We start from the raw sequence: 21,796 nt of genomic DNA, 5'->3' as shown, positions 1-21,796 counted from the left end.
GATGGTTTAATAACCATATTTATCTTTCCAACGGTTCTTTAAAAATTCACGGTTGCTATTCTCTCTTGAATTGTTTCCTGGATTATAAAGAACCGTTTGTTTTATGGCATCAGGCAAGAATTCTTGTTCAGCGAAGTTATTTGCATAATCGTGTGAATATTTATAATCGTCACCATAGCCTAACTCTTTCATAAGTTTGGTTGGAGCATTTCGCAGATGAATAGGAACAGGTAAATCTCCTGTTTGTTTTACCAATTGCTGTGCATTTCCTATTGCCATATAAGAGGCATTACTCTTTGGAGAAGTAGCGAGATAAATTGCGCATTGACTAAGAATTATTCGGCTTTCCGGATATCCAATTGTAGTTACTGCCTGAAAGGTGTTGTTTGCCATAATAAACGCCGTTGGATTTGCATTTCCAATGTCTTCACTTGATAGAATCAGCATTCTTCGCGCAATAAATTTTACATCTTCACCACCTTCAATCATTCTTGCCAGCCAGTAAACAGCTCCATTAGGATCGCTTCCTCGAATTGATTTTATAAAGGCAGAAACAATATCATAATGTTGTTCTCCGCTTTTGTCATACAGAACTGTATTTTGTTGGACTAACTCAAACACGCGGTCATTTGTAATAACAACTTCTTCGGTAGCCGCAGCATTGATTACAAGTTCGAAAATGTTTAACAATTTTCGACCGTCACCACCAGAAAGACGCAGTAATGCTTCTGTTTCTTTTAATACGATGTTTTTTGACGCTAAGTATTTGTCACTTTTTAGTGCGCGGTGTAATAGTGCTTCTAAATCTGATTTTGTAAAAGCATTGAGAATGTAAACTTGACAACGTGACAGTAATGCGGGAACAACTTCAAAACTTGGATTTTCGGTGGTCGCGCCAACCAAAGTAATCCAGCCTCTTTCAACAGCAGCTAAAAGAGAGTCTTGCTGAGATTTGCTAAATCTATGAATCTCATCGATAAACAAGATGGGGTTTTTCGCTGTAAATAAGCCGCCGCTTTGCTTTGCTTTCTCAATTACATCACGAATATCCTTTACGCCAGAATTAATAGCACTTAAGATGTAAAACGGGCGTTTTGATTCTTGAGCTATAATTTGTGCTAAGGTAGTTTTACCAGTTCCCGGCGGTCCCCATAAAATTAAAGAGGGAATTATTCCTTTAGAAATTTGTTGTGTTAATGAACCATTAGGACCTACTAAGTGGCTCTGACTAATGTAATCTTCTAGTTTCTGTGGGCGAATACGCTCGGCTAACGGTGCTTCCATTTTGTAAAATTACTATTTTCAAATGTATTTTTATTATTTAGAGGTTCGGAACTTAGTTAGGAAGTAAGTTTTAATAACTTTTTGCTGACTGACAAATTATCAGTAAATTGTAACTGGATAGTTTTTTGATGTAAATTATTAGACTATAATTTGACATAGATGAATGATAACCACTTTAAGTTTTCTAATGCTGTTATTGGCCTTCCGGTAATTTTTGTCCTCTTTTTGTGGATTGTTTATTGGGTTCAGATTAGATTTGATTTCGATTTTTATAAGAATGGAATTTATCCACGAGATTTTTATGGATTACAGGGCATTTTCTTTAGTCCATTTATTCATGAAAATTTAGAACATTTGTACAATAATTCCATTCCTCTTTTGGTTTTGTTGGCTGCATTACAATATTTTTATCCCAAACAAACCATTCCTGTTATTGGTTACGGTATTTTGTTTTCGGGATTAATTACATGGATTATAGGTCGTGAAAATTTTCATATCGGTGCAAGCGGTTTAATTTATGTTTTGGTAAGTTTTATTTTCTTTAAAGGAATTCAAACAAAATATTATCGATTGGTTGCGCTTTCATTGTCGGTAATTTTACTTTATGGAGGAATGATTTGGTATGTTTTTCCTGATGTTGATGCCAAGGTTTCTTGGGAAGGTCATTTGGCAGGTCTTTTAACGGGATTTGCGCTCAGTTTATTTTATAAAACACCTGAATATTCGAAGCCTATTGTTTATGAATGGCAGAAGCCTGATTTTAATCCTCTTGAAGATCCATTTATGAAACATTTTGATGAGAATGGAAATTTTGTAAATATTGAAAAGAATGAAGACGAGATGGATGAGATTCAATCTTATTTTCATTCTGATACTAATGTGTTTTATGTTATAACTAAAACGGAATCAGTAGATAATCAGGAAAACGATAATTAATTTTCGTGAAAATTAGTTATTTTTGTTTAGTGCATTTATTAATTTGAGATTATGAGAAAAGTATTATTTGCTATGTTGGTTGTGCTGTTTTGCAGTTCTAATTTTTATGCACAGTGTGATGTTAAAAATAAGGTGCTGGCAGATGGATCTATGGTGTATTATTTTGATCCGGCAGTTTTTTATACGACGAAATCTAAATCTCTAAAAATTAATATTGTTACTGATAAAGAGAGTTATTTTGTGGCGCTTCAGCCAACTCCTTTTCCGTTAAAAAAAGAAGGAAAAAAAATTAAGGATGATTTAGTTATTCAGTTGGCGGATCATAAAGAGTATAAGCTGACTCATTTCGATACGCAGTATTTAGAAAATGATTCGATTATGCAGGTTTTATATCTAATAGACAATAAAGATTTGGAGGCATTTTCTAAATTTGAAGCTGTTGTAGCAGCAATCAATATGAAGGGAACTGAATTTGTTCGAGATTATAATTTTAAACTTCATAAAGATGCAATCATGAAACAACTTGCATGCTTTTTGAAAAAAGAGGAGAAGTGAGATTAGTCTTCGTGTGGAGCCTCAGGCTTATGTAAAATCTTTTTATTTATATTTTTTAGGAGGTTGTTGAACGTTAAGGTTAATGATACTGCATTTACAATTTGATTATTGTCGTTTCTTGGCAGGTATTCATTAGCATAGGTTAGTTCAATTTGTGTGTCTTCTGTAAATAGGTATCCTGCTCCTATATTTAATCTGTTTCTGTCAAAAAAACTTTGTCCCGTTACCTTTGTGCCAGATTTTAAAAAAATCTCATCTGATGCAATTGCATAGATGACACCTTCACGTAAAATTTTGCTGTTTATTGGTTTGATATATTTAATTTGCTGTCTATATCGTAACACATTTTCAAAAGTATCATCTTGATTTTTCATATGACGAAGCTCAGTTCTTAAACGTGTACTAAGTGTATATCCGGTTTTATGAAAGTAATAAATACCCTGTAAAGCAAATCTCCATTCAGGTGATTGAAATTGACCTATTTCTGGTACATCTTTGTTGTTGTAAAATGCAACAAATGAAGATAGTTTCCAGCGTGGCGAAAGATAATAATGTGCCCATCCTCGAAGAGATCTTTGTGTGTTTTGGTCAAATATATTGGGAGAAGATTCTGTGCTGCTATAACTTGTGCCAAGGTTTAGTTCCGTAGACCATTTTTCACTGAGTGTTCTGTTAAATTGAACTTCGCCCCAAAATTGATTGTATTTTGTGGTTTGTCCATAGTTAATTGTTGCAGTTAGGAGTACTGCAACAATTAAGCTGAGTTTGTTAAATATTATTTTATAAACAGGTTTTAAAGACATTCAATGTTGTATTAAGTTGCCACCCTATTTCAAAATTTTTTTAGCTTCTTTGGCGAACGGCTTCATATAAAAAAGCACCGCAGGCAACAGATACATTTAGTGATCCTATTGATCCAAACATTGGTAATTTTGCTTTTTCGTCAACAATTTTAAGTACAGATGGATTGATTCCTCTGTCTTCAGATCCCATGATGATCGCTACAGGTTCATTTAATGACAAATCATAAATGTTTTGATCTGTTTTTTCAGTTGCAGCCACAGTTTTGATTCCTGATCCCTGAAGATAGAATATTGCATCTTTAATATGTTCTACTTTGCAGATAGGAACATTAAAAACAGCACCAGCTGATGTTTTAACTGTATCGCCATTTACGGGAGCAGAACCAGCTTTTTGTACTATAATTCCGTTCACACCTGTACATTCAGCTGTTCTAATAATAGCGCCAAAATTTCTGGCATCTGAGATTTGATCCAGTATTAAAAATAATGGTTTAGAACCCGAAGCAACTGTTGATTCTACAAGGTGTTCGATGTCTATAAATCCAATAGGTGAAATAGTTGCTACGGCACCTTGGTGATTATTTGGAGTTAGTCGGTTTAGTTTTTCAACAGGGACATATGAGAAATTAATGTTGGCACGTTTCATTACCTTCATTAAATCTTTCATTAGTTCGCCAGAAATATCTTTTTGAATAAATACTTTGTCTACTTCCTGACCTGCTTGTATTGCTTCTATAATGGCTCTAATGCCAAATATTTGATGTTCTTTTTCCATAGGACAAATATAGGTATATTGTTTATATAAAAAAACCACTCTGAATGAACAGAGTGGTTTAGTGTATATGCTTGTTGAAATAAATTAGTCTTTATCCCACCATAATTTAGTTGTTACATTACTAACAACAGTTGCATTTGGGTTGTAATTTCTTTCGTCCGAAGGAGTTGGGAATCTTACAGGAATAGCTTTAGTATTTGAAGATTGGTTTGGAACCAATGCAGGTAATCCTGTTCTTCTGTAATCATTATATGGCTCCATAGTCAAGAAAAGTGCGTTGTACTTTTGTTGAATAATGTTTGCTAAAGTTGCTGTATTTACAGTAGCTAAGAAAGCTGGAGTTGCTGCAGTTTTTGTAACTTTTAGAACTGATGCAGCAATAGCAGCTTCTAAAGCTGGTTGAGCATTTTGTCCTAATCTGAATTTAGCTTCAGCTTCGATAAATTTAGCTTCAGCGTAAGTTACCATTCCTACAGATGAGTCTTTATCTGCATAAGCTAAACCAATGTATGAAGACGAAGTTGTGTCTAAATCATTTGCAGCGTTACCAGTGTAGTTTCCATTTTGATCTTTTGCAATTGCAAAAGGTAATCTTGGATCAGCTGCTAAACCATCAACAAAGTACTTTCCAGTTTTAAGGTAGTTTTTACGGCTGTTGTTGAAAGCGTACCATTGATTCCAAGCGTTTGTAGTTGTAAGGAAAATTGCATTAGCATCATCAGCATTTGCAGTCATGCCAGCAGCAGTAATATAGTCTAATGCTTTTTGAGCAGCACCTGTATCAACTTGCGTTAATCTTAATGCATATCTTGCTTTCAATACTCTAGCAACTTTGATCCATTTTGCTGTGTTTCCTCCAAAAATAAAATCGTCAGCTGCAGGTACAGATTCATTGCTTGCAGCAGGTTTTTGTAGGTTTACAATAGCTTCATCAAGAATTGTTTGTAATCGTTGATAGATTTCTTGCTGTGTATTGTATTTTGGAGCTCTGTTTCCTTCTTCTGCTCTAAAAGCTTCGTCGTAAGGAACATCTCCCCAAACGTCTGTTGCGTATCCTAGGTTCAATGCTGTTAATATTTGACCAATACCATTGTAATAAGGGAATTTGTCAGCAAAATCACGAGTTAAAATGTGACCACTAATTAAAGTAGTTCCATAAACTGTGTTCCATTCGTTATTTACGTCTTGTTCTGTTAGAATATAACGTTGAATATCTCCTAATTGTCCAACGCTAGTACCAGCCAAGTGTTGGTCAAAAATATTCGAAGTTCTGATTAGACCACTTGTATGTGTTGAAAATGTCGAAACTTCCATAGCTGCCAACAATAAAGTTGGTGTAGTCGTTGTAGGGTTGTTTGGATTTTCATTAAAGGTGTCTAATTCTGTCTGACAGCCGGTTAGTAAACTAGCACCAACAGCTGTAAGAATTATACTTTTTATATATTTTTTCATTTTTATTTGTTTTAAATTTAAAAGCCAACTTTAAGAGTCATGATAAATGACTTGCTTCCAGGATTATTAAAGTAATCTAATCCGTTGATTCTTGAACCAGCACCAGTTAAACTTGTTTCAGGATCTACACCTTTATAGTTAGTGTTTAACCATAAGTTTCTTCCAGTAAATGAAATTTGAGCTGAGTTGATTGCTGTGAATCTTTTTACATCAAAGTCATAGCTTAAAGTTACGTCACGTAATCTGATCCAGTTAACGTCTGTAACAGCTTCTTCAGCAGCTCCACCACCATCACCTAGGTATTTTTGGTAGTAGTCCTTAGCTGAAATCGCTTTGTCATTTTTAGAACCGTCAGCTTTAACACCATCAATTATGTAAGTATGCTCTCTGTCTCCAGATGCCTCAGAAACACCAAAGTTATGCATTCTAGCCAATGTACCGTTGTAAACAACACCACCGTGTCTGAAGTCTAGTAAACCTGATAAAGTTACTCTTTTGTATGTGAAAGTGTTTCTTAAACCTCCTGTCCATTTTGGAGCAGAGTTTCCTAAGTTACCAGTTTCTCCGTCAATAATTGCTAAACCATCGCTTCCGATAAGTTTGTTTCCGTTTGCATCACGTGCCCATCTAGTTCCGTAGAAGCTTCCTAATGGTTGACCTTTAACAGCGTAGTATCCAATTGATCCAAAAGCTGCTTCAATTTGAATTTCGCTTAAGCTTCCAGAAATGTCAGTTACTTCATTTTGGTTTTTAGCCCAGTTTGCATTGATGTTCCATTGGAATGGATTGCTTTTGCTGAAAATATCGTATCCTAATTCAACCTCTAATCCTTTGTTAACTAACTCAGCAGCATTTTGGTAAACTGATTGGAATCCGCTTGATGCTGGTAAAGGTAAAGTGATTAATAGATCTTTAGATGTTTTGTAGTATGCATTTACGTCAAATGATAAACGGTTGTTTAAGAATTTAGTACTTAAACCTACCTCATGACCTAATACTCTTTCAGGTTTTAAATCTTGGTTTCCTAAACCTCCAGAAACTGTCATACCGTTAATTCCATTGTAAGGGAAACTTAGACCATCTGTAAAACCGTCAGTCATAAATGGCTGGCTGTAAAGAGAACGTGTTCTGTAAGGGCCTGGAGCAATACCCACCTCACCGTAACCATACGTAAGTTTTGCAAAATTAATTGCTTCTGGTAAATCAAAAGAGCTTGTTATAACCCATGATGCAGATGCAGCAGGGAAAATAGCGCTGTTAGCGTTTGTTCCGTAAGTAGATGACCATTCTTGTCTAACAGATCCTGTTATGAAAAGTTGGTTTTTAATATCAAATTCTAATTGTCCGAAAACCGCTCTTGACATTATCTTTTCTTCATAGTTTGAAGCGTATAATTGAGTAGCGTTTGATAAGTTGTAAAGTCCTCTTACAGCAAGTTCTTTACCTCTTGAGAATACATCAGTATTTTGACCTGAACGTAAGTTAAGACCAGCAGTATAGTTGATTTTTAACCATTCAGTTTGTAATGGAAGTAAACCACTAGCGATGAAGTCAGCGTAAAATTGTTTGTTGTTGATGTTGTTAAATGCTACTTCTCCAATACCTGCAAGGTTATCACCATTAGATGAGATTGCAAAAATTTGTTTACGGTAATCAGAGTAAGCATCAACACCACCTTTTGCAGTTAAAGATAACCATTCAGCAGGTGTGTAAGTTAAGAACATATTTCCAAAAACACGGTTAACATCACTTGTCGCTGGGTTTTCGTTTACTGTAAAATATGGATTATCATAATTTGCGAAATAGTTTTTGTTATTTCCTTCAGTATCTATGTAGTCTCTTAAATCATAGTTTCCTACTGAACGTAATAAACTTAACATAACTCCAGAAACGTTACTACCATTTTGAGCTAGAGTATTTGTTGTACGTGTGTATTGTAAACTACCTCCAGTTTTCCATTTATCGCTAAGCTTTAAATCTCCAACAAGTCTTAATGTATTTCTTTTTAATCCTGTTTCAGGAATCATACCAGTTTGTGTAGTATTTCCGTAAGAAGCTCTGTATGTAGCTTTGTTGTCTCCTCCGTAAAAAGAGATGTTGTTTGTGTACGTTAATCCTTCTTGGAAGAAGTTTCCAACATTGTCATACATTGGTACGCCTAAAGTTGAGGCAGCAGGTCCCCAGCTTTGCGGTGTATTAGTTGGGATTGAAGTAGCAGTAGCGCTAGTTCCTTGTACATACTTTCCTTGTCTAGCTGGTAATTGACTTACTTTGTCAATTGCTAACGAAGTAGAAAAATCGATTCCTAAACCTCTTCCTGCTCTACCTTTTTTAGTTGTATAAAGGATTACACCATTACCAGCTCTTTCTCCGTATAACGCAGCAGCAGCAGGTCCTTTAAGTACAGATACGCTTTCTACGTCATCTGGGTTGATGTCTAATGCTCTGTTAGAGTTGTTGATACCTGATAAGTTTGCATTAAAAGGATTATCTCCAGCAGCAGTTTGACTTGTAGTATTGTCAATTGGCACACCATCAACAACGATTAGAGGGTCAGAAGTACCTGTAATTGTGTTTACACCTCTAATGATGATTTTACTTGATGCTCCAGGAGTACCACCGGTTCCAATAACTTGAACCCCAGCTGCTTTTCCAGCTAAAGCTTGAAGAACGTTTTGTTCACCTGATCTTGTGATTTCATCTGCACTTACTTTTGATACTGCGTATCCAAGTGTTTTTTCAGATCTTTTAATCCCTAATGCAGTTACAACTACACCTTCAAGTTCTACTGAATCATCTTTTAATTTTACATTAATAGAAGTTGAGGTTGCTGCTACTTCCTGAGATTTCATCCCGATGTAGCTAAATACCAAAACTTGGCTTGATGATACTTTGATAGAGAATTTACCATCAAAGTCTGTTTGTGTTCCTGTTTTGGTTCCTTTAACTAATACACTCACACCTGGTAAAGGCATTCCTGCATTGTCAGAAACTGTTCCAGAAACAGCTCTTTCTTGCGCAAAAGAAAGTTGCGCAACTAGTACTAATAAAAGCACTAAGAATCCATTGAACTTTAGTTTCATTTTTAAATATTTTGAATTAGTTCGACAAAAATCTTAATAATTTGTTAATCTACCTAATATAAGAAGCTTTTTTTTTAGTTAAATTATAATTTTGAGTGGGTATATTGTTGTTTTATTCGTAAAAACCAGTCTAAAATTACAAATCCGTATTTTTTTGTGTTAAAATTGAGAATAATTAAAAATATTGACAATGCGCGAAATGTTAAATTTATTCAAGAGGGCTTTTTAATTGTTTTTTTTATAACTTTTATCTTAAAAAAGAGTTTGTTAGCCGTGTTGCTTTTTGTTAAAATTGTGATAATCGCTAGAAGGTTATGTGTTAAGTTATTTGTAATGCAATAAAAAAGAAGTGGCGTTCGGTGTTTAATATTGGTTGTTTCTTTTTTGTAATGTAAAATAATGGTTAAATTTTTTGTTGGTTTTTGATGTAGTGGTGACTCTTAAAATTTTACGTTGTAGTTTATGTTTAGCATGCTGTTGTATAGTTTGATTTCGGTTTTGTTTGTGCTTCCGTTTGCTATTGTGATTTTTAGAAGTCCATTTTTCGTTAGTAGTCCTAGTCCGAGACCAGCAGAGAATAGTGTGTTGAATTTTTTTGGATTTGTTGGAGTGGTTTGGTCTTGATATAAGCCGCAGTCAAGTATGCTGTGTATATATAAGTTTTGGCTTGTTAGATATCTGTATTCTGTTAGTAGTAAATTGATGTTGTTGCCTTGAAGGCTGTTTTCGGCAAATCCGCGAATTGATTTTAGTCCGCCAAATCGGAATAGCTCGTTTGTTATGTAGTTTTTGCTCTTTAGATGCTGACTTTGAAGGTTGGTATAGAAGTAGTTTTTCTTGTTGAGTTCAAAGTTGTAAGATAGATTTAGATCGAGGAGTAGTTGCGGGGTTGTTTTTGTTGGTGTTGGTGAGTTGGAAGTGTTTCTTTTTCCAAAGCCAATTGTGGAGTGGATGTTTGCTTTTTTGTGTAAAAGATCGTTACTGTTGTTGTTTATGTAATCGAAGGTTAGTGTTGTGAAAGAATTTTTGTAGTCACTAATTATTGAACTGTTTGTGTTTTGAATATCGCTTGATTCCGTAGATTGGTAACCTAGATAGATTTTGGAATTGTATTTTAGATAATAGCCAAGATCAATCGACGTTTTGGTATTCTGAAAAGTGCTGTCTTGTTTAAATATGTTTAATTGTGCTTTTATTCCAAGAGAACTTTGGAAGATGTATGGTATTTCGATTTTGGTGTTAAAGGATTGTTGCTGATTGCCGTCGCTTTTCCAGTACAGCGAAAATTGTTCGCCTGAGTGTAATGTGTTTAATAGTGTAATGTCAAGGTATCCGTTGAGTCTTATTTTTTTGTTTTCTTCATTAGAGAAACCTATATAGCCGTCAAAAGTGTTTGCTTTTCTTTTTTCTATATAGGAGTAAATTTTGGTAGAGTCGCTTGTAAATAAAATTTCAGGATATTTTGTTTGATTAAGGAACTCAAAGTTGTTAATGTCGGTATAAAGTTCTTTTAATGTCTCTTGATTGAAGGTTTTGTGCGTGTATTTTTTGTTTAACTGTTTTAGGTGTCCTTTTGGAAAGTAATCTGTTTTGGTTGTGTTTTGGTGTTTTATAATGATCGAGTTTATGACGCGTTTTTTTTCTGATTCGAATTTTAGGTCAGAGTATATTGTTTGGTTTTTTCTTCGGATGTTTTCAAGTTTAAGTTTGCTTAGTGCGTAACCCTGTTTTTCTGCATCAACTGTTATTTTGTTTAAATAGTTTTCTATTTCATTATATGGAATGATTATGCTGTCGTTTTTTTTTGTTTTTAAATTAGAAATGAAATTAATCGATTTTATATTTAAGTGTATGCTGGTAATTTGTTTTTTTAGGATTATTAAAGTGGTGTAAGTGCTGTCGTTTGTTTTGTTGGTAGTTAATGCTTGGTTGTCTATGTATCCCTTTTTTGATAGCTTTTGTGATGTGATTCTTATTTCGTTAAGAAGTGAATTTGTGTTTTTGTGGATTTTTGAATAATTTGTTGAATCTATCGTTTGGGTTTCGGCAGGATTTGATCCGTTAATAGTTAAGTGAAAGTTTTGTGCATAACAAGAAAAACTTAGGTTGAAGAAAAATATAAATATAAATTGTTTCAAGTGTTGTTTTGTGTTGGTTAAATGCGTTACAAATATCTATTGTTTGTTCGTAAAAACATAGTGATAAATAATGTTGTTGAAAATTAATGAATTAACGTTTGTATAGTGAAAAATATTTTATACATTTGCAACCCCGTAAAAAGCGGGAATTTAATATACATAAATAATTTTTAGTATTAATTATGCCAACAATTCAACAATTAGTAAGAACAGGAAGAACTCAGATAACTAAGAAGAGTAAATCGGTTGCTTTAGATTCTTGTCCTCAAAGAAGAGGGGTTTGTACGCGTGTTTACACTACTACACCAAAAAAACCAAACTCTGCAATGCGTAAAGTTGCGCGTGTACGTTTGACAAATGGTAATGAGGTGAATGCTTACATTCCTGGAGAAGGACACAATCTACAAGAGCACTCGATAGTATTAGTTAGAGGCGGAAGGGTAAAAGATTTACCAGGTGTTAGATATCATATCGTTCGTGGAGCGCTTGACACGTCAGGAGTTGCAGGAAGAACGCAAAGAAGATCTAAGTACGGTGCTAAACGCCCAAAAGAAGCAAAAAAGTAATTTAAAAACTTTTAAGAAAAAGACATGAGAAAAAGAGCGGCAAAGAAAAGACCACTTTTACCAGATCCGAGGTTTAACGACCAATTAGTAACGCGTTTTGTGAACAACTTAATGTGGGATGGTAAGAAATCTACAGCTTTTAAAGTATTTTATGATGCAATTGATATCATTGAATCTAAAAAGCAAAATGATGAGAAAACTTCATTAGAGATTTGGAAAGATGCTTTAACAAACGTTATGCCTCACGTAGAAGTACGTAGTCGTAGAGTTGGTGGAGCTACATTTCAAATTCCAATGCAGATTCGTCCAGATAGAAAAATTTCTATGGCAATGAAGTGGTTAATACTTTATTCTAGAAGAAGAAATGAAAAATCTATGGCACAACGTTTAGCGTCAGAATGTTTAGCTGCTGCTAAAGAAGAAGGTGCTGCGGTTAAGAAAAGAATGGATACTCACAAAATGGCAGAGGCTAACAAAGCATTCTCTCACTTTAGATTTTAATTCGTAAGAAATGGCTAGAGATTTAAAATATACAAGAAATATTGGGATTGCTGCTCACATTGATGCTGGTAAAACAACAACAACAGAGCGTATTCTTTTTTATACTGGAAAGTCACACAAACTAGGTGAGGTGCACGATGGTGCAGCGACAATGGACTGGATGGCACAAGAGCAAGAAAGAGGTATTACAATTACTTCTGCAGCTACAACTTGTACTTGGAATTTTCCAACTGAGCAAGGTAAAGTTCTTCCAGAATCATTACCATACCACTTTAATATTATTGATACTCCTGGACACGTTGACTTTACTGTAGAGGTAAACCGTTCTTTACGTGTATTAGATGGTTTAGTTTTCTTGTTTAGTGCAGTTGATGGTGTTGAGCCACAATCAGAAACAAACTGGAGACTTGCTGATCAATATAGAGTTCCTCGTATGGGATTCGTGAATAAAATGGACCGTCAAGGTGCTAACTTTTTAGCAGTTTGTGGACAGGTAAAAGATATGTTGAAATCGAATGCGGTTGCAATTACTTTGCCTATTGGTGATGAGGCTGATTTTAAAGGTATCGTTGATTTAGTTAAAAATCAAGCTATTGTATGGCATGATGAAACTCAAGGAGCTACTTTTGATATCGTTGATATTCCTGCAGACATGATTGATGATGTGAAGCATTATCGTTCAATTCTTATCGAAGAGATTGCTACTTATGATGAGAATCTTTTGGATAAATATATGGAAGATGAAAACTCTATTACAGAGGAAGAAATCAACAATGCATTAAGAGCTGCTACTATTGATATGGCAATTATTCCAATGCTTGCTGGTTCATCTTTCAAAAACAAAGGTGTTCAATTTATGTTGGATGCGGTTTGTAAATATTTGCCGTCTCCATTAGATAAAGAAGGTATTGAGGGAATTCACCCTGATGATGCTGATTTATTAGAAGAAGATCAAACTAAAATCTTGCGTAAGCCAGATGTTAAGGAGCCATTTGCTGCTTTAGCATTTAAAATTGCTACTGACCCATTCGTTGGGCGTTTAGCTTTCTTCCGTGCTTACTCTGGGCGTTTAGATGCAGGTTCTTACGTTTTAAATACTCGTTCTGGTAACAAAGAAAGAATTTCTCGTATTTATCAAATGCACGCTAATAAGCAAAATCCAATCGAATTTATTGAGGCTGGAGATATTGGTGCTGCTGTTGGATTTAAAGATATTAAAACAGGAGATACTCTTTGTGATGAAAAGAATCCAATTATCTTGGAATCTATGAAATTCCCTGATCCTGTAATTGGTATTGCTATTGAGCCAAAAACAAAAGCTGACGTTGATAAAATGGGTATGGCATTAGCTAAGTTAGCTGAGGAAGATCCTACATTTACAGTTAGAACTGATGAGGCTTCTGGTCAAACTATTATCTCAGGTATGGGTGAGCTTCACTTAGATATCTTGGTAGATCGTATGAAACGTGAATTTAAAGTTGAAGTTAACCAAGGTGAGCCTCAAGTTGAATACAAAGAAGCGTTTACAAGATCTGCAACACATAGAGAGACTTACAAGAAACAATCTGGAGGTCGTGGTAAATTTGGTGATATCGTATTTACAATCGAGCCTGCTGATGAAGTTGATGGTAAAGTTCCAGTTGGATTACAATTTATCAATGCTGTAAAAGGTGGTAACGTTCCTAAAGAATATATCCCTGCTGTTGAAAAAGGATTTAGAGAAGCTATGAAAACGGGTCCATTAGCAGGTTATGCTGTGGATAGTTTGAAAGTTACTTTAACTGATGGGTCTTTCCACCCTGTGGATTCTGATGCATTATCGTTTGAATTAGCTGCAAGAATGGGTTATAAGGAATCAGGACGTGCTGCTGGAGCTGTTATTCTTGAGCCAATCATGAAAATCGAGGTTATTACTCCGGAAGAAAATATGGGTGATATCGTAGGTGATTTGAACCGTCGTAGAGGGCAGGTTAATGATATGGGTGATAGAAATGGTGCTAAAACTATTAAGGCTGATGTGCCTTTGTCAGAAATGTTCGGATACGTAACTACGTTAAGAACTTTATCTTCTGGTAGAGCTACTTCAACAATGGAGTTTTCTCACTATGCAGAAACACCTTCTAATATTTCAGAAGAGGTAATCAAAAAAGCAAAAGGTAACGCTTAATTTTAAGAAAATGAGTCAAAAAATCAGAATAAAACTAAAATCTTACGATCACATGTTGGTAGATAAATCTGCTGAAAAGATCGTAAAAACAGTAAAAACTACTGGGGCAGTTGTAACAGGTCCAATTCCGTTACCAACTCACAAAAAACTTTTCACTGTATTGCGTTCTCCGCACGTTAACAAAAAAGCGAGAGAGCAATTTGAAGTAATGTCATACAAGAGATTGATTGATATTTATTCATCTTCATCTAAAACTATTGATGCTTTAATGAAACTTGAATTGCCAAGTGGTGTTGAAGTAGAAATAAAAGTATAATTTTATTATATTTTATATATAAAAAGCGAGACAGAAATGTCTCGCTTTTTTTGTTGATCTTATTTTGGTTTTGATGTTGAGTTTTTGTTGTCTAAAGTTTAAATAAGTATTATGTTTTTTTGTTGAAAGGTCTTTTGTTTAGGCACTTGCCAAAGTTTTTCTTTTGATTGTGGAAGTTGTTTTTGTTGATAACTTTATTTTGTTTTTCGTGTTTTGAGGTTTATTCTTTGAAAGAAATTATGGTCTCTTATTGGGGAGTTGAGCTCTTGGATTTTGATTATGAGCGATTTAATTTTTCTAACTGTTTGGTATATTCAATTTTAATGTCTACTTTTGCACTCCCTGTTTGGAAATTTCTGTTATTTTCAAATTGAAGGGAATTTTAGTAATTAATAATTAATATTTATGTCTGGGTTAATTGGTAAGAAAATCGGCATGACTAGTATTTTCGACGAAAACGGGAAAAACATTCCTTGTACAGTAATCGAAGCTGGTCCATGTGTTGTTACCCAAGTCAGAACCAAAGGTGTTGACGGGTACGAAGCGTTGCAACTAGGTTTCGATGACAAAAACGAGAAACATTCTACTAAAGCTGCTTTAGGGCACTTTAAAAAAGCTGGAACTGTTGCTAAGAAAAAAGTCGTTGAATTCCAAGATTTTGCAACTGAACAAAAATTAGGAGATCTTATTGATGTTTCTATTTTTGAAGAAGGAGAATTTGTAGATGTACAAGGTGTATCTAAAGGTAAAGGTTTCCAAGGTGTTGTTAAGCGTCACGGTTTTGGTGGTGTTGGGCAAGCTACTCATGGTCAGCACAACCGTTTAAGAGCGCCAGGTTCTGTGGGAGCTTCTTCTTATCCATCTAGAGTATTCAAAGGAATGCGTATGGCTGGAAGAATGGGAGGAGATAATGTAAAAGTTCAAAACCTTAGAGTTTTAAAAGTAGTTGCTGAAAAGAATCTACTTGTTGTTAAAGGATGTATTCCTGGTCACAAAAACTCTTATGTAATCATTCAGAAGTAATGGAAGTAAAAGTATTAGATTTCAACGGAAAAGATACTGGTAGAAAAGTTCAACTTTCTGATTCAGTATTCGCAATTGAACCAAACAATCACGCTGTATATCTTGATGTTAAGCAATATCTTGCTAATCAAAGACAAGGTACTCATAAGGCTAAAGAAAGAGCTGAAGTAACTGGTAGTACGCGTAAGATTAAAAAACAAAAAGGAACTGGTACTGCTCGTGCGGGAAGTATTAAGAATCCATTGTTTAAAGGTGGTGGAACAATTTTCGGACCAAGACCAAGAAGTTATTCATTTAAATTGAATAAAGGCTTAAAAAGATTGGCAAGAAAATCAGCTTTCTCAATCAAAGCAAAAGAGTCGAATATTATCGTTCTTGAAGACTTTAATTTTGAAGCGCCAAACACTAAAAATTTCATTAACGTTTTGAAAGCTTTAGGGTTAGAAAATAAAAAATCTCTATTTGTGTTGGGAGAGTCAAATAAAAATGTATATTTGTCGTCACGCAATTTAAAGGCTTCTAATGTCGTAACTAGCTCAGAATTAAGCACTTACGCAATATTAAACACTAATAATTTGGTGCTTTTAGAAGGTTCTTTGGAGTTAATTGAAGAAAATTTAAGTAAATAATAGGAGTATGAGTATCATAATTAGACCTATAGTAACTGAAAAAGTAACCAAAGAAAGTGAAGTTCTAAACCGCTTCGGATTCGTTGTTGACAAAAAAGCAAACAAAGTTCAAATTAAGAAAGCTGTTGAAGCTGCTTATGGAGTAACTATCGTTTCTGTTAACACAATGAATGTGAGACCAGATAGATCTACTAAATACACTAAAAGTGGTTTAATCAGTGGAAAGACAAATGCAATTAAAAAAGCAATTGTTCAAGTACAAGAAGGAGAAACAATTGATTTTTACAACAATATCTAAGATAGAAAAATGTCAGTAAGAAAATTAAAACCTATTACCCCAGGTCAGCGATTTAGAGTTGTGAATGGTTATGACGCCATTACAACTGATAAGCCGGAACGCTCTTTGATAGCGCCGATAAAAAACTCTGGAGGTAGAAATAGTCAAGGAAAGATGACCATGCGTTATACGGGTGGTGGTCACAAGCAGAGATATCGTATTATTGATTTCAAAAGAACTAAAGACGGAATTCCGGCTACAGTGAAATCAATTGAATACGATCCAAATCGTACTGCATTTATCGCTTTATTAGCTTATGCTGATGGAGAGAAAACTTATGTAATTGCTCAAAACGGATTGAAAGTTGGTCAGAAATTAGTTTCTGGTCCAGAATCTCAACCTGAAATTGGTAATACATTACCTTTAAGCAGAATTCCTCTTGGAACTGTTATATCTTGTATTGAGTTACGTCCAGGACAAGGAGCTGTTATTGCTCGTTCAGCTGGAACTTTTGCTCAGTTAATGGCAAGAGACGGGAAATATGCAACAATTAAAATGCCATCTGGTGAGACAAGATTAATCTTGTTAACTTGTTCGGCTACAATTGGAGCTGTTTCTAATTCTGATCACCAATTAGTTGTATCTGGAAAAGCAGGTAGAACAAGATGGTTAGGAAGAAGACCTAGAACTAGACCAGTAGCGATGAACCCAGTTGATCACCCTATGGGAGGTGGTGAAGGACGTTCTTCTGGAGGGCACCCACGTTCAAGAAACGGATTGCCAGCTAAAGGTTACAGAACTCGTTCTAAGAAAAACCCGAGTAACAAGTATATCGTAGAACGTAGAAAGAAATAATAAGATATGGCACGTTCATTAAAAAAAGGACCTTTCGTTCATTATAAATTAGACAAGAAAGTTCAAGAAAACGTAGAAAGTGGTAAAAATGCAGTTGTTAAGACTTGGTCTAGAGCTTCAATGATTACTCCAGATTTCGTTGGGCAAACTATCGCAGTTCATAACGGTCGTCAATTTGTACCAGTTTACGTAACAGAAAACATGGTAGGTCACAAATTAGGAGAGTTTTCACCAACTAGATCTTTTAGAGGTCATGCTGGAGCAAAAAATAAAGGTAAAAAATAAGAAGCAATGGGAGTTCGTAAAAGAGAAACAGCAGATGCGAGAAAAGAGGCTAATAAGTCTATTGCTTTCGCAAAATTGAATAACTGCCCTACTTCACCTAGAAAAATGCGCTTAGTAGCGGACTTGGTAAGAGGTCAGAAGGTAGAAAGAGCACTTAACATTTTAAGATTCAGTTCTAAAGAAGCTTCAAGAAAATTAGAAAAACTATTGTTATCTGCAATCAACAACTGGGAGCAAAAAAATAGTGAAGGTAATTTAGAAGAAGCTGGATTATTTGTTAAAGAGATCAGAGTAGATGGTGGAATGATGTTAAAAAGACTTCGTCCAGCTCCACAAGGTCGTGCACACAGAATCAGAAAACGTTCTAACCACGTTACAATCGTGCTTGGAGCTATCAATAACACACAAAGCAATTCTTAAGCAGCATGGGACAAAAGACAAATCCAATTGGAAATAGACTTGGTATCATCAGAGGATGGGACTCAAACTGGTATGGTGGAAATGATTACGGTGATAAATTAGCCGAAGATCACAAAATCAGAAAGTATATCCATGCTCGTTTATCAAAAGCTAGTGTATCAAAAGTAATCATCGAGAGAACTTTGAAACTTGTAACCGTTACTATCACTACTGCTAGACCTGGTATCATTATCGGAAAAGGTGGACAAGAGGTAGACAAGTTAAAAGAAGAACTTAAGAAAGTTACTGACAAAGAGGTTCAAATCAACATCTTTGAAATCAAAAGACCTGAGTTAGATGCTTATCTTGTGGCGACAAGCATCGCTCGTCAAATCGAAAGCCGTATTTCTTACAGACGTGCAATCAAAATGGCTATTGCTGCTTCTATGCGTATGAACGCTGAAGGTATCAAAGTTTTGATTTCTGGTCGTTTGAATGGTGCTGAGATGGCGCGTTCAGAAGGTTTCAAAGAAGGTAGAATTCCTCTATCAACTTTCAGAGCTGATATTGACTATGCTTTGGCTGAAGCTCACACTACTTACGGTAGAATGGGTATCAAAGTGTGGATCATGAAAGGTGAGGTTTACGGAAAGAGAGATCTTTCTCCACTTGCAGGAATGGATAAAAAACAATCTGGAACTGGTGGTGGTAAAGGTGGAGATTCTCCAAGAGGAGATAGAAAACCTTTTAACAAAGGTGGTAAACCAGACGCTCGTAAAAGAAAGTAAATTTTTAAACTAAAGAAAAATGTTACAGCCTAAAAGAACAAAATACCGTAAGGTACAAAAAGGTAAAATGAAAGGTAACTCTCAAAGAGGGCATGAACTTTCTAATGGAATGTTTGGTATTAAATCTGTACATGAAGATGGAATGTTCTTGACTTCTCGTCAAATCGAAGCTGCGCGTATCGCTGCAACTCGTTACATGAAGAGAGAGGGACAATTATGGATTAAAATATTTCCAGACAAACCTATCACTAAGAAACCTCTTGAAGTACGTATGGGTAAAGGTAAAGGAGCAGTTGAGTATTGGGCTGCTGTTGTTAAACCAGGAAGAATTATGTTTGAAGTTGGAGGAGTTCCGTTATCAGTTGCAAAAGAGGCTTTACGTCTTGCAGCTCAGAAACTTCCAGTAAAAACTAAATTCGTCGTTGCTAGAGATTTCGAAGCATAATTTATATTTATTATGAAACAATCAGAAATAAAAGATCTTTCTGCAGCGGAGTTGCAAGAAAAGCTTAGTCAAACTAAGAAAGTATATGCTGACCTAAAAATGGCTCATGCTATTTCTCCAATTGCTAACCCACTTCAAATTAGAAGCGTTAGAAGAACAGTTGCAAGATTGGCTACAGAGTTAACTAAAAGAGAGTTACAATAATTGTATTCTGCTGAAAGATGGAAGAAAAAAGAAATTTAAGAAAAGAAAGAATAGGTGTTGTTACTTCAAATAAGATGGATAAATCTATCGTTATTTCGGAAGTAAGAAGAGTAAAACACCCATTATACGGTAAGTTCGTGTTGAAAACTAAGAAATATGTTGCACACGACGAAACAAACGACTGTAACATTGGAGATACTGTAAGAATTAGCGAAACGCGTCCTTTAAGTAAAACAAAATGTTGGAGATTAGTTGAAATCTTAGAAAGAGCTAAATAATTATGGTACAACAGGAATCAAGACTAAAAGTAGCAGATAACACGGGAGCAAAAGAAGTTTTAACTATCCGTGTTTTAGGAGGTACCAAAAGAAGGTATGCCTCTGTTGGTGACAAGATTGTAGTATCTATTAAAGATGCAACTCCAAACGGAAACGTGAAAAAAGGAGCTGTTTCAACTGCAGTTGTTGTACGTACCAAAAAAGAAGTGAGAAGAGCTGATGGTTCTTATATTCGTTTCGATGACAATGCATGTGTTCTTTTGAACGCTGCAGGGGAAATGAGAGGAACTCGTGTTTTTGGTCCGGTAGCAAGAGAACTTCGTGAAAAACAATTCATGAAAATTGTATCATTAGCACCAGAAGTGCTTTAATTCGTTTTAAGATGATAAAGCTAAAAATAAAATCAGGAGATATCGTAAGAGTTATTGCTGGAGACCATAAAGGTGCTGAAGGTAAAGTTTTACGTGTTTACCGTGAGAAAAATAAAGCGATAGTTGAAGGTGTAAACATGGTTTCGAAACATACAAAACCAAGTGCTAAAAACCCTCAAGGTGGTATCGTTAAGAAAGAAGCTTCTATTCAAATTTCTAACATTTCTCTAATTGATCCTAAAACTAAGGAAACAACTAGAGTAGGTATTAGAGTAGAAGGAGATAAGAAAGTAAGATTTTCAAAAAAATCTAATCAAGTACTATAGTAATGGCATATACACCTAGACTAAAAGAAGAATATAAGAGTAGAGTAATCTCTGCTCTTAAAGAAGAGTTCGGATATACAAACGTAATGCAAGTTCCTAAACTTGAAAAAATCGTTTTGAGCCGTGGAGTTGGTGCAGCTGTATCTGATAAAAAACTTATTGACTATGCGGTTGATGAGTTGACAAAGATCACTGGACAAAAAGCAGTATCTACAATTTCAAAGAAAGACGTTGCGTCATTCAAATTGAGAAAAGGGATGCCTATTGGAGCAAAAGTTACTTTGCGCGGTGAAAGAATGTATGAGTTTTTAGATAGACTTATTACTTCTGCTTTACCACGTGTTAGAGATTTTAGTGGTATCAAAGCTACAGGTTTCGACGGAAGAGGTAACTACAATCTTGGAGTTTTAGAGCAAATCATTTTCCCAGAAATTGATATTGACAAAGTAAACAAAATTTCAGGAATGGATATTACATTTGTTACTACTGCAAAAACAGACAAGGAAGCAAAGTCATTATTGGCTGAATTAGGATTACCTTTTAAAAAGAATTAAGACATGGCTAAAGAATCAATGAAAGCCCGCGAGGTTAAAAGAGAGAAAACGGTAGCTAAGTACGCTGAAAAAAGAAAAGCTTTATTAGAAGCTGGAGATTATGAAGGCTTACAAAAATTACCTAAAAATGCTTCACCAGTTCGTTTGCACAATCGTTGTAAATTAACAGGTAGACCAAGAGGTTATATCCGTCAATTCGGTATTTCACGTGTAACTTTCCGTGAGATGGCTAATAATGGGTTAATTCCTGGAGTAAAAAAAGCATCTTGGTAATCTCGCAATAAGTTATTACTTTTGCAAACCAAAAAATAATTTTAATTGATTAAAGGTTCGGGAGACGGGTGTCTCCCGAAAACCATAATCGCAATCAAATACATATGTATACAGATCCTATTGCAGATTATTTGACTAGAGTTCGTAACGCTGTGGCTGCAAACCACAAAGTTGTTGAAATTCCAGCTTCTAATCTTAAAAAAGAAATAACTAAGATCTTATTTGATCAAGGTTATATCTTGAGTTACAAATTTGAAACGAACACTGTTCAAGGTTCTATCAAAATTGCTTTAAAGTACGATAAAGATACTAAAGAGCCTGTAATTAAAGATATCCAAAGAATTAGTAAACCAGGTTTACGTAAGTATGCTGGTGCTGCCAAATTACCTAGAATCCTTAATGGATTAGGAATTGCTATTGTTTCTACATCAAAAGGTTTGATGACTGGAAAACAAGCTAAGCAGTTAAATGTAGGTGGTGAGGTAATTTGTTACGTATACTAATTTTAAACAC

The 21,796-nt window shown here is 35.0% G+C and carries 27 protein-coding genes; 21 read left to right on the top strand and 6 right to left on the bottom strand.

Annotated features, from left to right (window positions below):
- Nucleotides 1-6 precede the first annotated feature (6 nt).
- Nucleotides 7-1,284, bottom strand: coding sequence for a replication-associated recombination protein A (locus B0A75_RS16350; RefSeq protein ID WP_089055335.1), 1,278 nt, complete (start codon nt 1,282-1,284; stop codon nt 7-9).
- A gap of 159 nt (nt 1,285-1,443) precedes the next feature.
- Here B0A75_RS16350 and B0A75_RS16345 point away from each other — a divergent pair, with 159 nt between their 5' ends.
- A complete protein-coding gene (locus tag B0A75_RS16345) occupies nt 1,444-2,220 on the top strand; it encodes a rhomboid family intramembrane serine protease (protein WP_089055334.1) in 777 nt (258 codons plus the stop codon).
- A 51-nt stretch (nt 2,221-2,271) separates the two neighbouring features.
- Complete coding sequence (locus B0A75_RS16340) at nt 2,272-2,775, top strand: hypothetical protein (RefSeq protein ID WP_089055333.1); 504 nt, start codon at nt 2,272-2,274, stop codon at nt 2,773-2,775.
- Between the two features lie 2 nt (nt 2,776-2,777).
- Here the strand turns inward: B0A75_RS16340 and B0A75_RS16335 are convergent, their stop codons facing one another.
- The 5 genes from B0A75_RS16335 to B0A75_RS16315 form a co-directional block, all read right to left on the bottom strand.
- Complete coding sequence (locus B0A75_RS16335) at nt 2,778-3,578, bottom strand: DUF2490 domain-containing protein (protein WP_089055332.1); 801 nt, start codon at nt 3,576-3,578, stop codon at nt 2,778-2,780.
- Between the two features lie 40 nt (nt 3,579-3,618).
- A complete protein-coding gene (rlmB, locus tag B0A75_RS16330; RefSeq protein WP_089055331.1) occupies nt 3,619-4,353 on the bottom strand; it encodes a 23S rRNA (guanosine(2251)-2'-O)-methyltransferase RlmB in 735 nt (244 codons plus the stop codon).
- An 84-nt stretch (nt 4,354-4,437) separates the two neighbouring features.
- Nucleotides 4,438-5,805: a SusD/RagB family nutrient-binding outer membrane lipoprotein gene (locus B0A75_RS16325; protein ID WP_089055330.1), complete on the bottom strand. Its 1,368-nt coding sequence runs from the start codon at nt 5,803-5,805 to the stop codon at nt 4,438-4,440.
- Between the two features lie 17 nt (nt 5,806-5,822).
- Nucleotides 5,823-8,888 (bottom strand): SusC/RagA family TonB-linked outer membrane protein, encoded by a 3,066-nt coding sequence (locus tag B0A75_RS16320; protein WP_089055329.1) that lies wholly within the window; start codon nt 8,886-8,888, stop codon nt 5,823-5,825.
- 440 nt (nt 8,889-9,328) lie between these two features.
- The gene (locus tag B0A75_RS16315) at nt 9,329-11,026 is read right to left on the bottom strand and encodes a ShlB/FhaC/HecB family hemolysin secretion/activation protein (RefSeq protein ID WP_165765134.1); all 1,698 of its coding nucleotides are present in this window, start codon (nt 11,024-11,026) and stop codon (nt 9,329-9,331) included.
- A gap of 182 nt (nt 11,027-11,208) precedes the next feature.
- Here B0A75_RS16315 and rpsL point away from each other — a divergent pair, with 182 nt between their 5' ends.
- The 19 genes from rpsL to rpsH all read left to right on the top strand — a co-directional run bounded on the left by rpsL (nt 11,209) and on the right by rpsH (nt 21,786).
- Entirely contained in the window at nt 11,209-11,592 is a 384-nt protein-coding gene (gene rpsL, locus B0A75_RS16310) for a 30S ribosomal protein S12 (RefSeq protein WP_007136570.1), read from the top strand.
- A 24-nt stretch (nt 11,593-11,616) separates the two neighbouring features.
- Entirely contained in the window at nt 11,617-12,093 is a 477-nt protein-coding gene (rpsG, locus tag B0A75_RS16305) for a 30S ribosomal protein S7 (protein WP_017495022.1), read from the top strand.
- Between the two features lie 10 nt (nt 12,094-12,103).
- Nucleotides 12,104-14,260, top strand: coding sequence for an elongation factor G (gene fusA, locus B0A75_RS16300; protein ID WP_089055328.1), 2,157 nt, complete (start codon nt 12,104-12,106; stop codon nt 14,258-14,260).
- Nucleotides 14,261-14,270: 10 nt separating this feature from the next.
- On the top strand, nt 14,271-14,576 hold the full coding sequence (gene rpsJ / locus B0A75_RS16295; protein WP_007803605.1) for a 30S ribosomal protein S10: 306 nt from the start codon (nt 14,271-14,273) through the stop codon (nt 14,574-14,576).
- A 405-nt stretch (nt 14,577-14,981) separates the two neighbouring features.
- Entirely contained in the window at nt 14,982-15,599 is a 618-nt protein-coding gene (gene rplC, locus B0A75_RS16290) for a 50S ribosomal protein L3 (RefSeq protein ID WP_057124294.1), read from the top strand.
- Complete coding sequence (gene rplD, locus B0A75_RS16285) at nt 15,599-16,228, top strand: 50S ribosomal protein L4 (protein WP_089055327.1); 630 nt, start codon at nt 15,599-15,601, stop codon at nt 16,226-16,228. The genes rplC and rplD overlap by 1 nt, the downstream gene beginning before the upstream one ends.
- 7 nt (nt 16,229-16,235) lie before the next feature.
- Nucleotides 16,236-16,526, top strand: coding sequence for a 50S ribosomal protein L23 (gene rplW, locus B0A75_RS16280; RefSeq protein WP_012022489.1), 291 nt, complete (start codon nt 16,236-16,238; stop codon nt 16,524-16,526).
- 9 nt (nt 16,527-16,535) lie between these two features.
- The gene (gene rplB, locus B0A75_RS16275) at nt 16,536-17,360 is read left to right on the top strand and encodes a 50S ribosomal protein L2 (RefSeq protein WP_035650459.1); all 825 of its coding nucleotides are present in this window, start codon (nt 16,536-16,538) and stop codon (nt 17,358-17,360) included.
- Between the two features lie 6 nt (nt 17,361-17,366).
- A complete protein-coding gene (gene rpsS / locus B0A75_RS16270; RefSeq protein ID WP_008464288.1) occupies nt 17,367-17,645 on the top strand; it encodes a 30S ribosomal protein S19 in 279 nt (92 codons plus the stop codon).
- A 6-nt stretch (nt 17,646-17,651) separates the two neighbouring features.
- Nucleotides 17,652-18,065, top strand: coding sequence for a 50S ribosomal protein L22 (gene rplV, locus B0A75_RS16265; RefSeq protein ID WP_007803631.1), 414 nt, complete (start codon nt 17,652-17,654; stop codon nt 18,063-18,065).
- Nucleotides 18,066-18,070: 5 nt separating this feature from the next.
- On the top strand, nt 18,071-18,832 hold the full coding sequence (gene rpsC / locus B0A75_RS16260; protein ID WP_007803635.1) for a 30S ribosomal protein S3: 762 nt from the start codon (nt 18,071-18,073) through the stop codon (nt 18,830-18,832).
- Between the two features lie 19 nt (nt 18,833-18,851).
- Nucleotides 18,852-19,277 carry a 50S ribosomal protein L16 gene (rplP, locus tag B0A75_RS16255; protein ID WP_017495016.1) on the top strand — a complete coding sequence of 142 codons (426 nt, stop codon included), beginning with the start codon at nt 18,852-18,854 and terminating at the stop codon, nt 19,275-19,277.
- Nucleotides 19,278-19,289: 12 nt separating this feature from the next.
- Nucleotides 19,290-19,481, top strand: coding sequence for a 50S ribosomal protein L29 (gene rpmC / locus B0A75_RS16250; RefSeq protein WP_008464297.1), 192 nt, complete (start codon nt 19,290-19,292; stop codon nt 19,479-19,481).
- Nucleotides 19,482-19,498: 17 nt separating this feature from the next.
- Nucleotides 19,499-19,759: a 30S ribosomal protein S17 gene (gene rpsQ / locus B0A75_RS16245; RefSeq protein WP_089055326.1), complete on the top strand. Its 261-nt coding sequence runs from the start codon at nt 19,499-19,501 to the stop codon at nt 19,757-19,759.
- 2 nt (nt 19,760-19,761) lie between these two features.
- Nucleotides 19,762-20,130 (top strand): 50S ribosomal protein L14, encoded by a 369-nt coding sequence (gene rplN / locus B0A75_RS16240; protein ID WP_007803649.1) that lies wholly within the window; start codon nt 19,762-19,764, stop codon nt 20,128-20,130.
- Between the two features lie 11 nt (nt 20,131-20,141).
- A complete protein-coding gene (gene rplX / locus B0A75_RS16235; protein WP_007803650.1) occupies nt 20,142-20,456 on the top strand; it encodes a 50S ribosomal protein L24 in 315 nt (104 codons plus the stop codon).
- Between the two features lie 2 nt (nt 20,457-20,458).
- Complete coding sequence (gene rplE / locus B0A75_RS16230; RefSeq protein WP_017495015.1) at nt 20,459-21,010, top strand: 50S ribosomal protein L5; 552 nt, start codon at nt 20,459-20,461, stop codon at nt 21,008-21,010.
- A gap of 3 nt (nt 21,011-21,013) precedes the next feature.
- Nucleotides 21,014-21,283, top strand: a complete 270-nt coding sequence (rpsN, locus tag B0A75_RS16225; protein WP_031456037.1) for a 30S ribosomal protein S14 — start codon at nt 21,014-21,016, stop codon at nt 21,281-21,283.
- A gap of 104 nt (nt 21,284-21,387) precedes the next feature.
- Nucleotides 21,388-21,786, top strand: coding sequence for a 30S ribosomal protein S8 (gene rpsH, locus B0A75_RS16220; RefSeq protein WP_029272051.1), 399 nt, complete (start codon nt 21,388-21,390; stop codon nt 21,784-21,786).
- Nucleotides 21,787-21,796 lie beyond the last annotated feature (10 nt).

Origin of the sequence: Flavobacterium oncorhynchi (genome assembly GCF_002217355.1) — a bacterium.
Classification (GTDB): Bacteria; Bacteroidota; Bacteroidia; order Flavobacteriales; family Flavobacteriaceae; genus Flavobacterium; species Flavobacterium oncorhynchi.
Note: the sequence above shows the minus strand (reverse complement) of the source record. Positions and strands in the feature narration are given on the sequence as shown.

Bases quoted from the DNA above. Each gene is read 5' to 3' on its own strand.
- B0A75_RS16350 (WP_089055335.1), bottom strand. From the start codon at position 1,284: ATGGAAGCACCGTTAGCCGAGCGTATTCGCCCACAGAAACTAGAAGAT.
- B0A75_RS16345 (WP_089055334.1), top strand. From the start codon at position 1,444: ATGAATGATAACCACTTTAAGTTTTCTAATGCTGTTATTGGCCTTCCG.
- B0A75_RS16340 (WP_089055333.1), top strand. From the start codon at position 2,272: ATGAGAAAAGTATTATTTGCTATGTTGGTTGTGCTGTTTTGCAGTTCT.
- B0A75_RS16335 (WP_089055332.1), bottom strand. From the start codon at position 3,578: ATGTCTTTAAAACCTGTTTATAAAATAATATTTAACAAACTCAGCTTA.
- rlmB (WP_089055331.1), bottom strand. From the start codon at position 4,353: ATGGAAAAAGAACATCAAATATTTGGCATTAGAGCCATTATAGAAGCA.
- B0A75_RS16325 (WP_089055330.1), bottom strand. From the start codon at position 5,805: ATGAAAAAATATATAAAAAGTATAATTCTTACAGCTGTTGGTGCTAGT.
- B0A75_RS16320 (WP_089055329.1), bottom strand. From the start codon at position 8,888: ATGAAACTAAAGTTCAATGGATTCTTAGTGCTTTTATTAGTACTAGTT.
- rpsL (WP_007136570.1), top strand. From the start codon at position 11,209: ATGCCAACAATTCAACAATTAGTAAGAACAGGAAGAACTCAGATAACT.
- rpsG (WP_017495022.1), top strand. From the start codon at position 11,617: ATGAGAAAAAGAGCGGCAAAGAAAAGACCACTTTTACCAGATCCGAGG.
- fusA (WP_089055328.1), top strand. From the start codon at position 12,104: ATGGCTAGAGATTTAAAATATACAAGAAATATTGGGATTGCTGCTCAC.
- rpsJ (WP_007803605.1), top strand. From the start codon at position 14,271: ATGAGTCAAAAAATCAGAATAAAACTAAAATCTTACGATCACATGTTG.
- rplC (WP_057124294.1), top strand. From the start codon at position 14,982: ATGTCTGGGTTAATTGGTAAGAAAATCGGCATGACTAGTATTTTCGAC.
- rplD (WP_089055327.1), top strand. From the start codon at position 15,599: ATGGAAGTAAAAGTATTAGATTTCAACGGAAAAGATACTGGTAGAAAA.
- rplW (WP_012022489.1), top strand. From the start codon at position 16,236: ATGAGTATCATAATTAGACCTATAGTAACTGAAAAAGTAACCAAAGAA.
- rplB (WP_035650459.1), top strand. From the start codon at position 16,536: ATGTCAGTAAGAAAATTAAAACCTATTACCCCAGGTCAGCGATTTAGA.
- rpsS (WP_008464288.1), top strand. From the start codon at position 17,367: ATGGCACGTTCATTAAAAAAAGGACCTTTCGTTCATTATAAATTAGAC.
- rplV (WP_007803631.1), top strand. From the start codon at position 17,652: ATGGGAGTTCGTAAAAGAGAAACAGCAGATGCGAGAAAAGAGGCTAAT.
- rpsC (WP_007803635.1), top strand. From the start codon at position 18,071: ATGGGACAAAAGACAAATCCAATTGGAAATAGACTTGGTATCATCAGA.
- rplP (WP_017495016.1), top strand. From the start codon at position 18,852: ATGTTACAGCCTAAAAGAACAAAATACCGTAAGGTACAAAAAGGTAAA.
- rpmC (WP_008464297.1), top strand. From the start codon at position 19,290: ATGAAACAATCAGAAATAAAAGATCTTTCTGCAGCGGAGTTGCAAGAA.
- rpsQ (WP_089055326.1), top strand. From the start codon at position 19,499: ATGGAAGAAAAAAGAAATTTAAGAAAAGAAAGAATAGGTGTTGTTACT.
- rplN (WP_007803649.1), top strand. From the start codon at position 19,762: ATGGTACAACAGGAATCAAGACTAAAAGTAGCAGATAACACGGGAGCA.
- rplX (WP_007803650.1), top strand. From the start codon at position 20,142: ATGATAAAGCTAAAAATAAAATCAGGAGATATCGTAAGAGTTATTGCT.
- rplE (WP_017495015.1), top strand. From the start codon at position 20,459: ATGGCATATACACCTAGACTAAAAGAAGAATATAAGAGTAGAGTAATC.
- rpsN (WP_031456037.1), top strand. From the start codon at position 21,014: ATGGCTAAAGAATCAATGAAAGCCCGCGAGGTTAAAAGAGAGAAAACG.
- rpsH (WP_029272051.1), top strand. From the start codon at position 21,388: ATGTATACAGATCCTATTGCAGATTATTTGACTAGAGTTCGTAACGCT.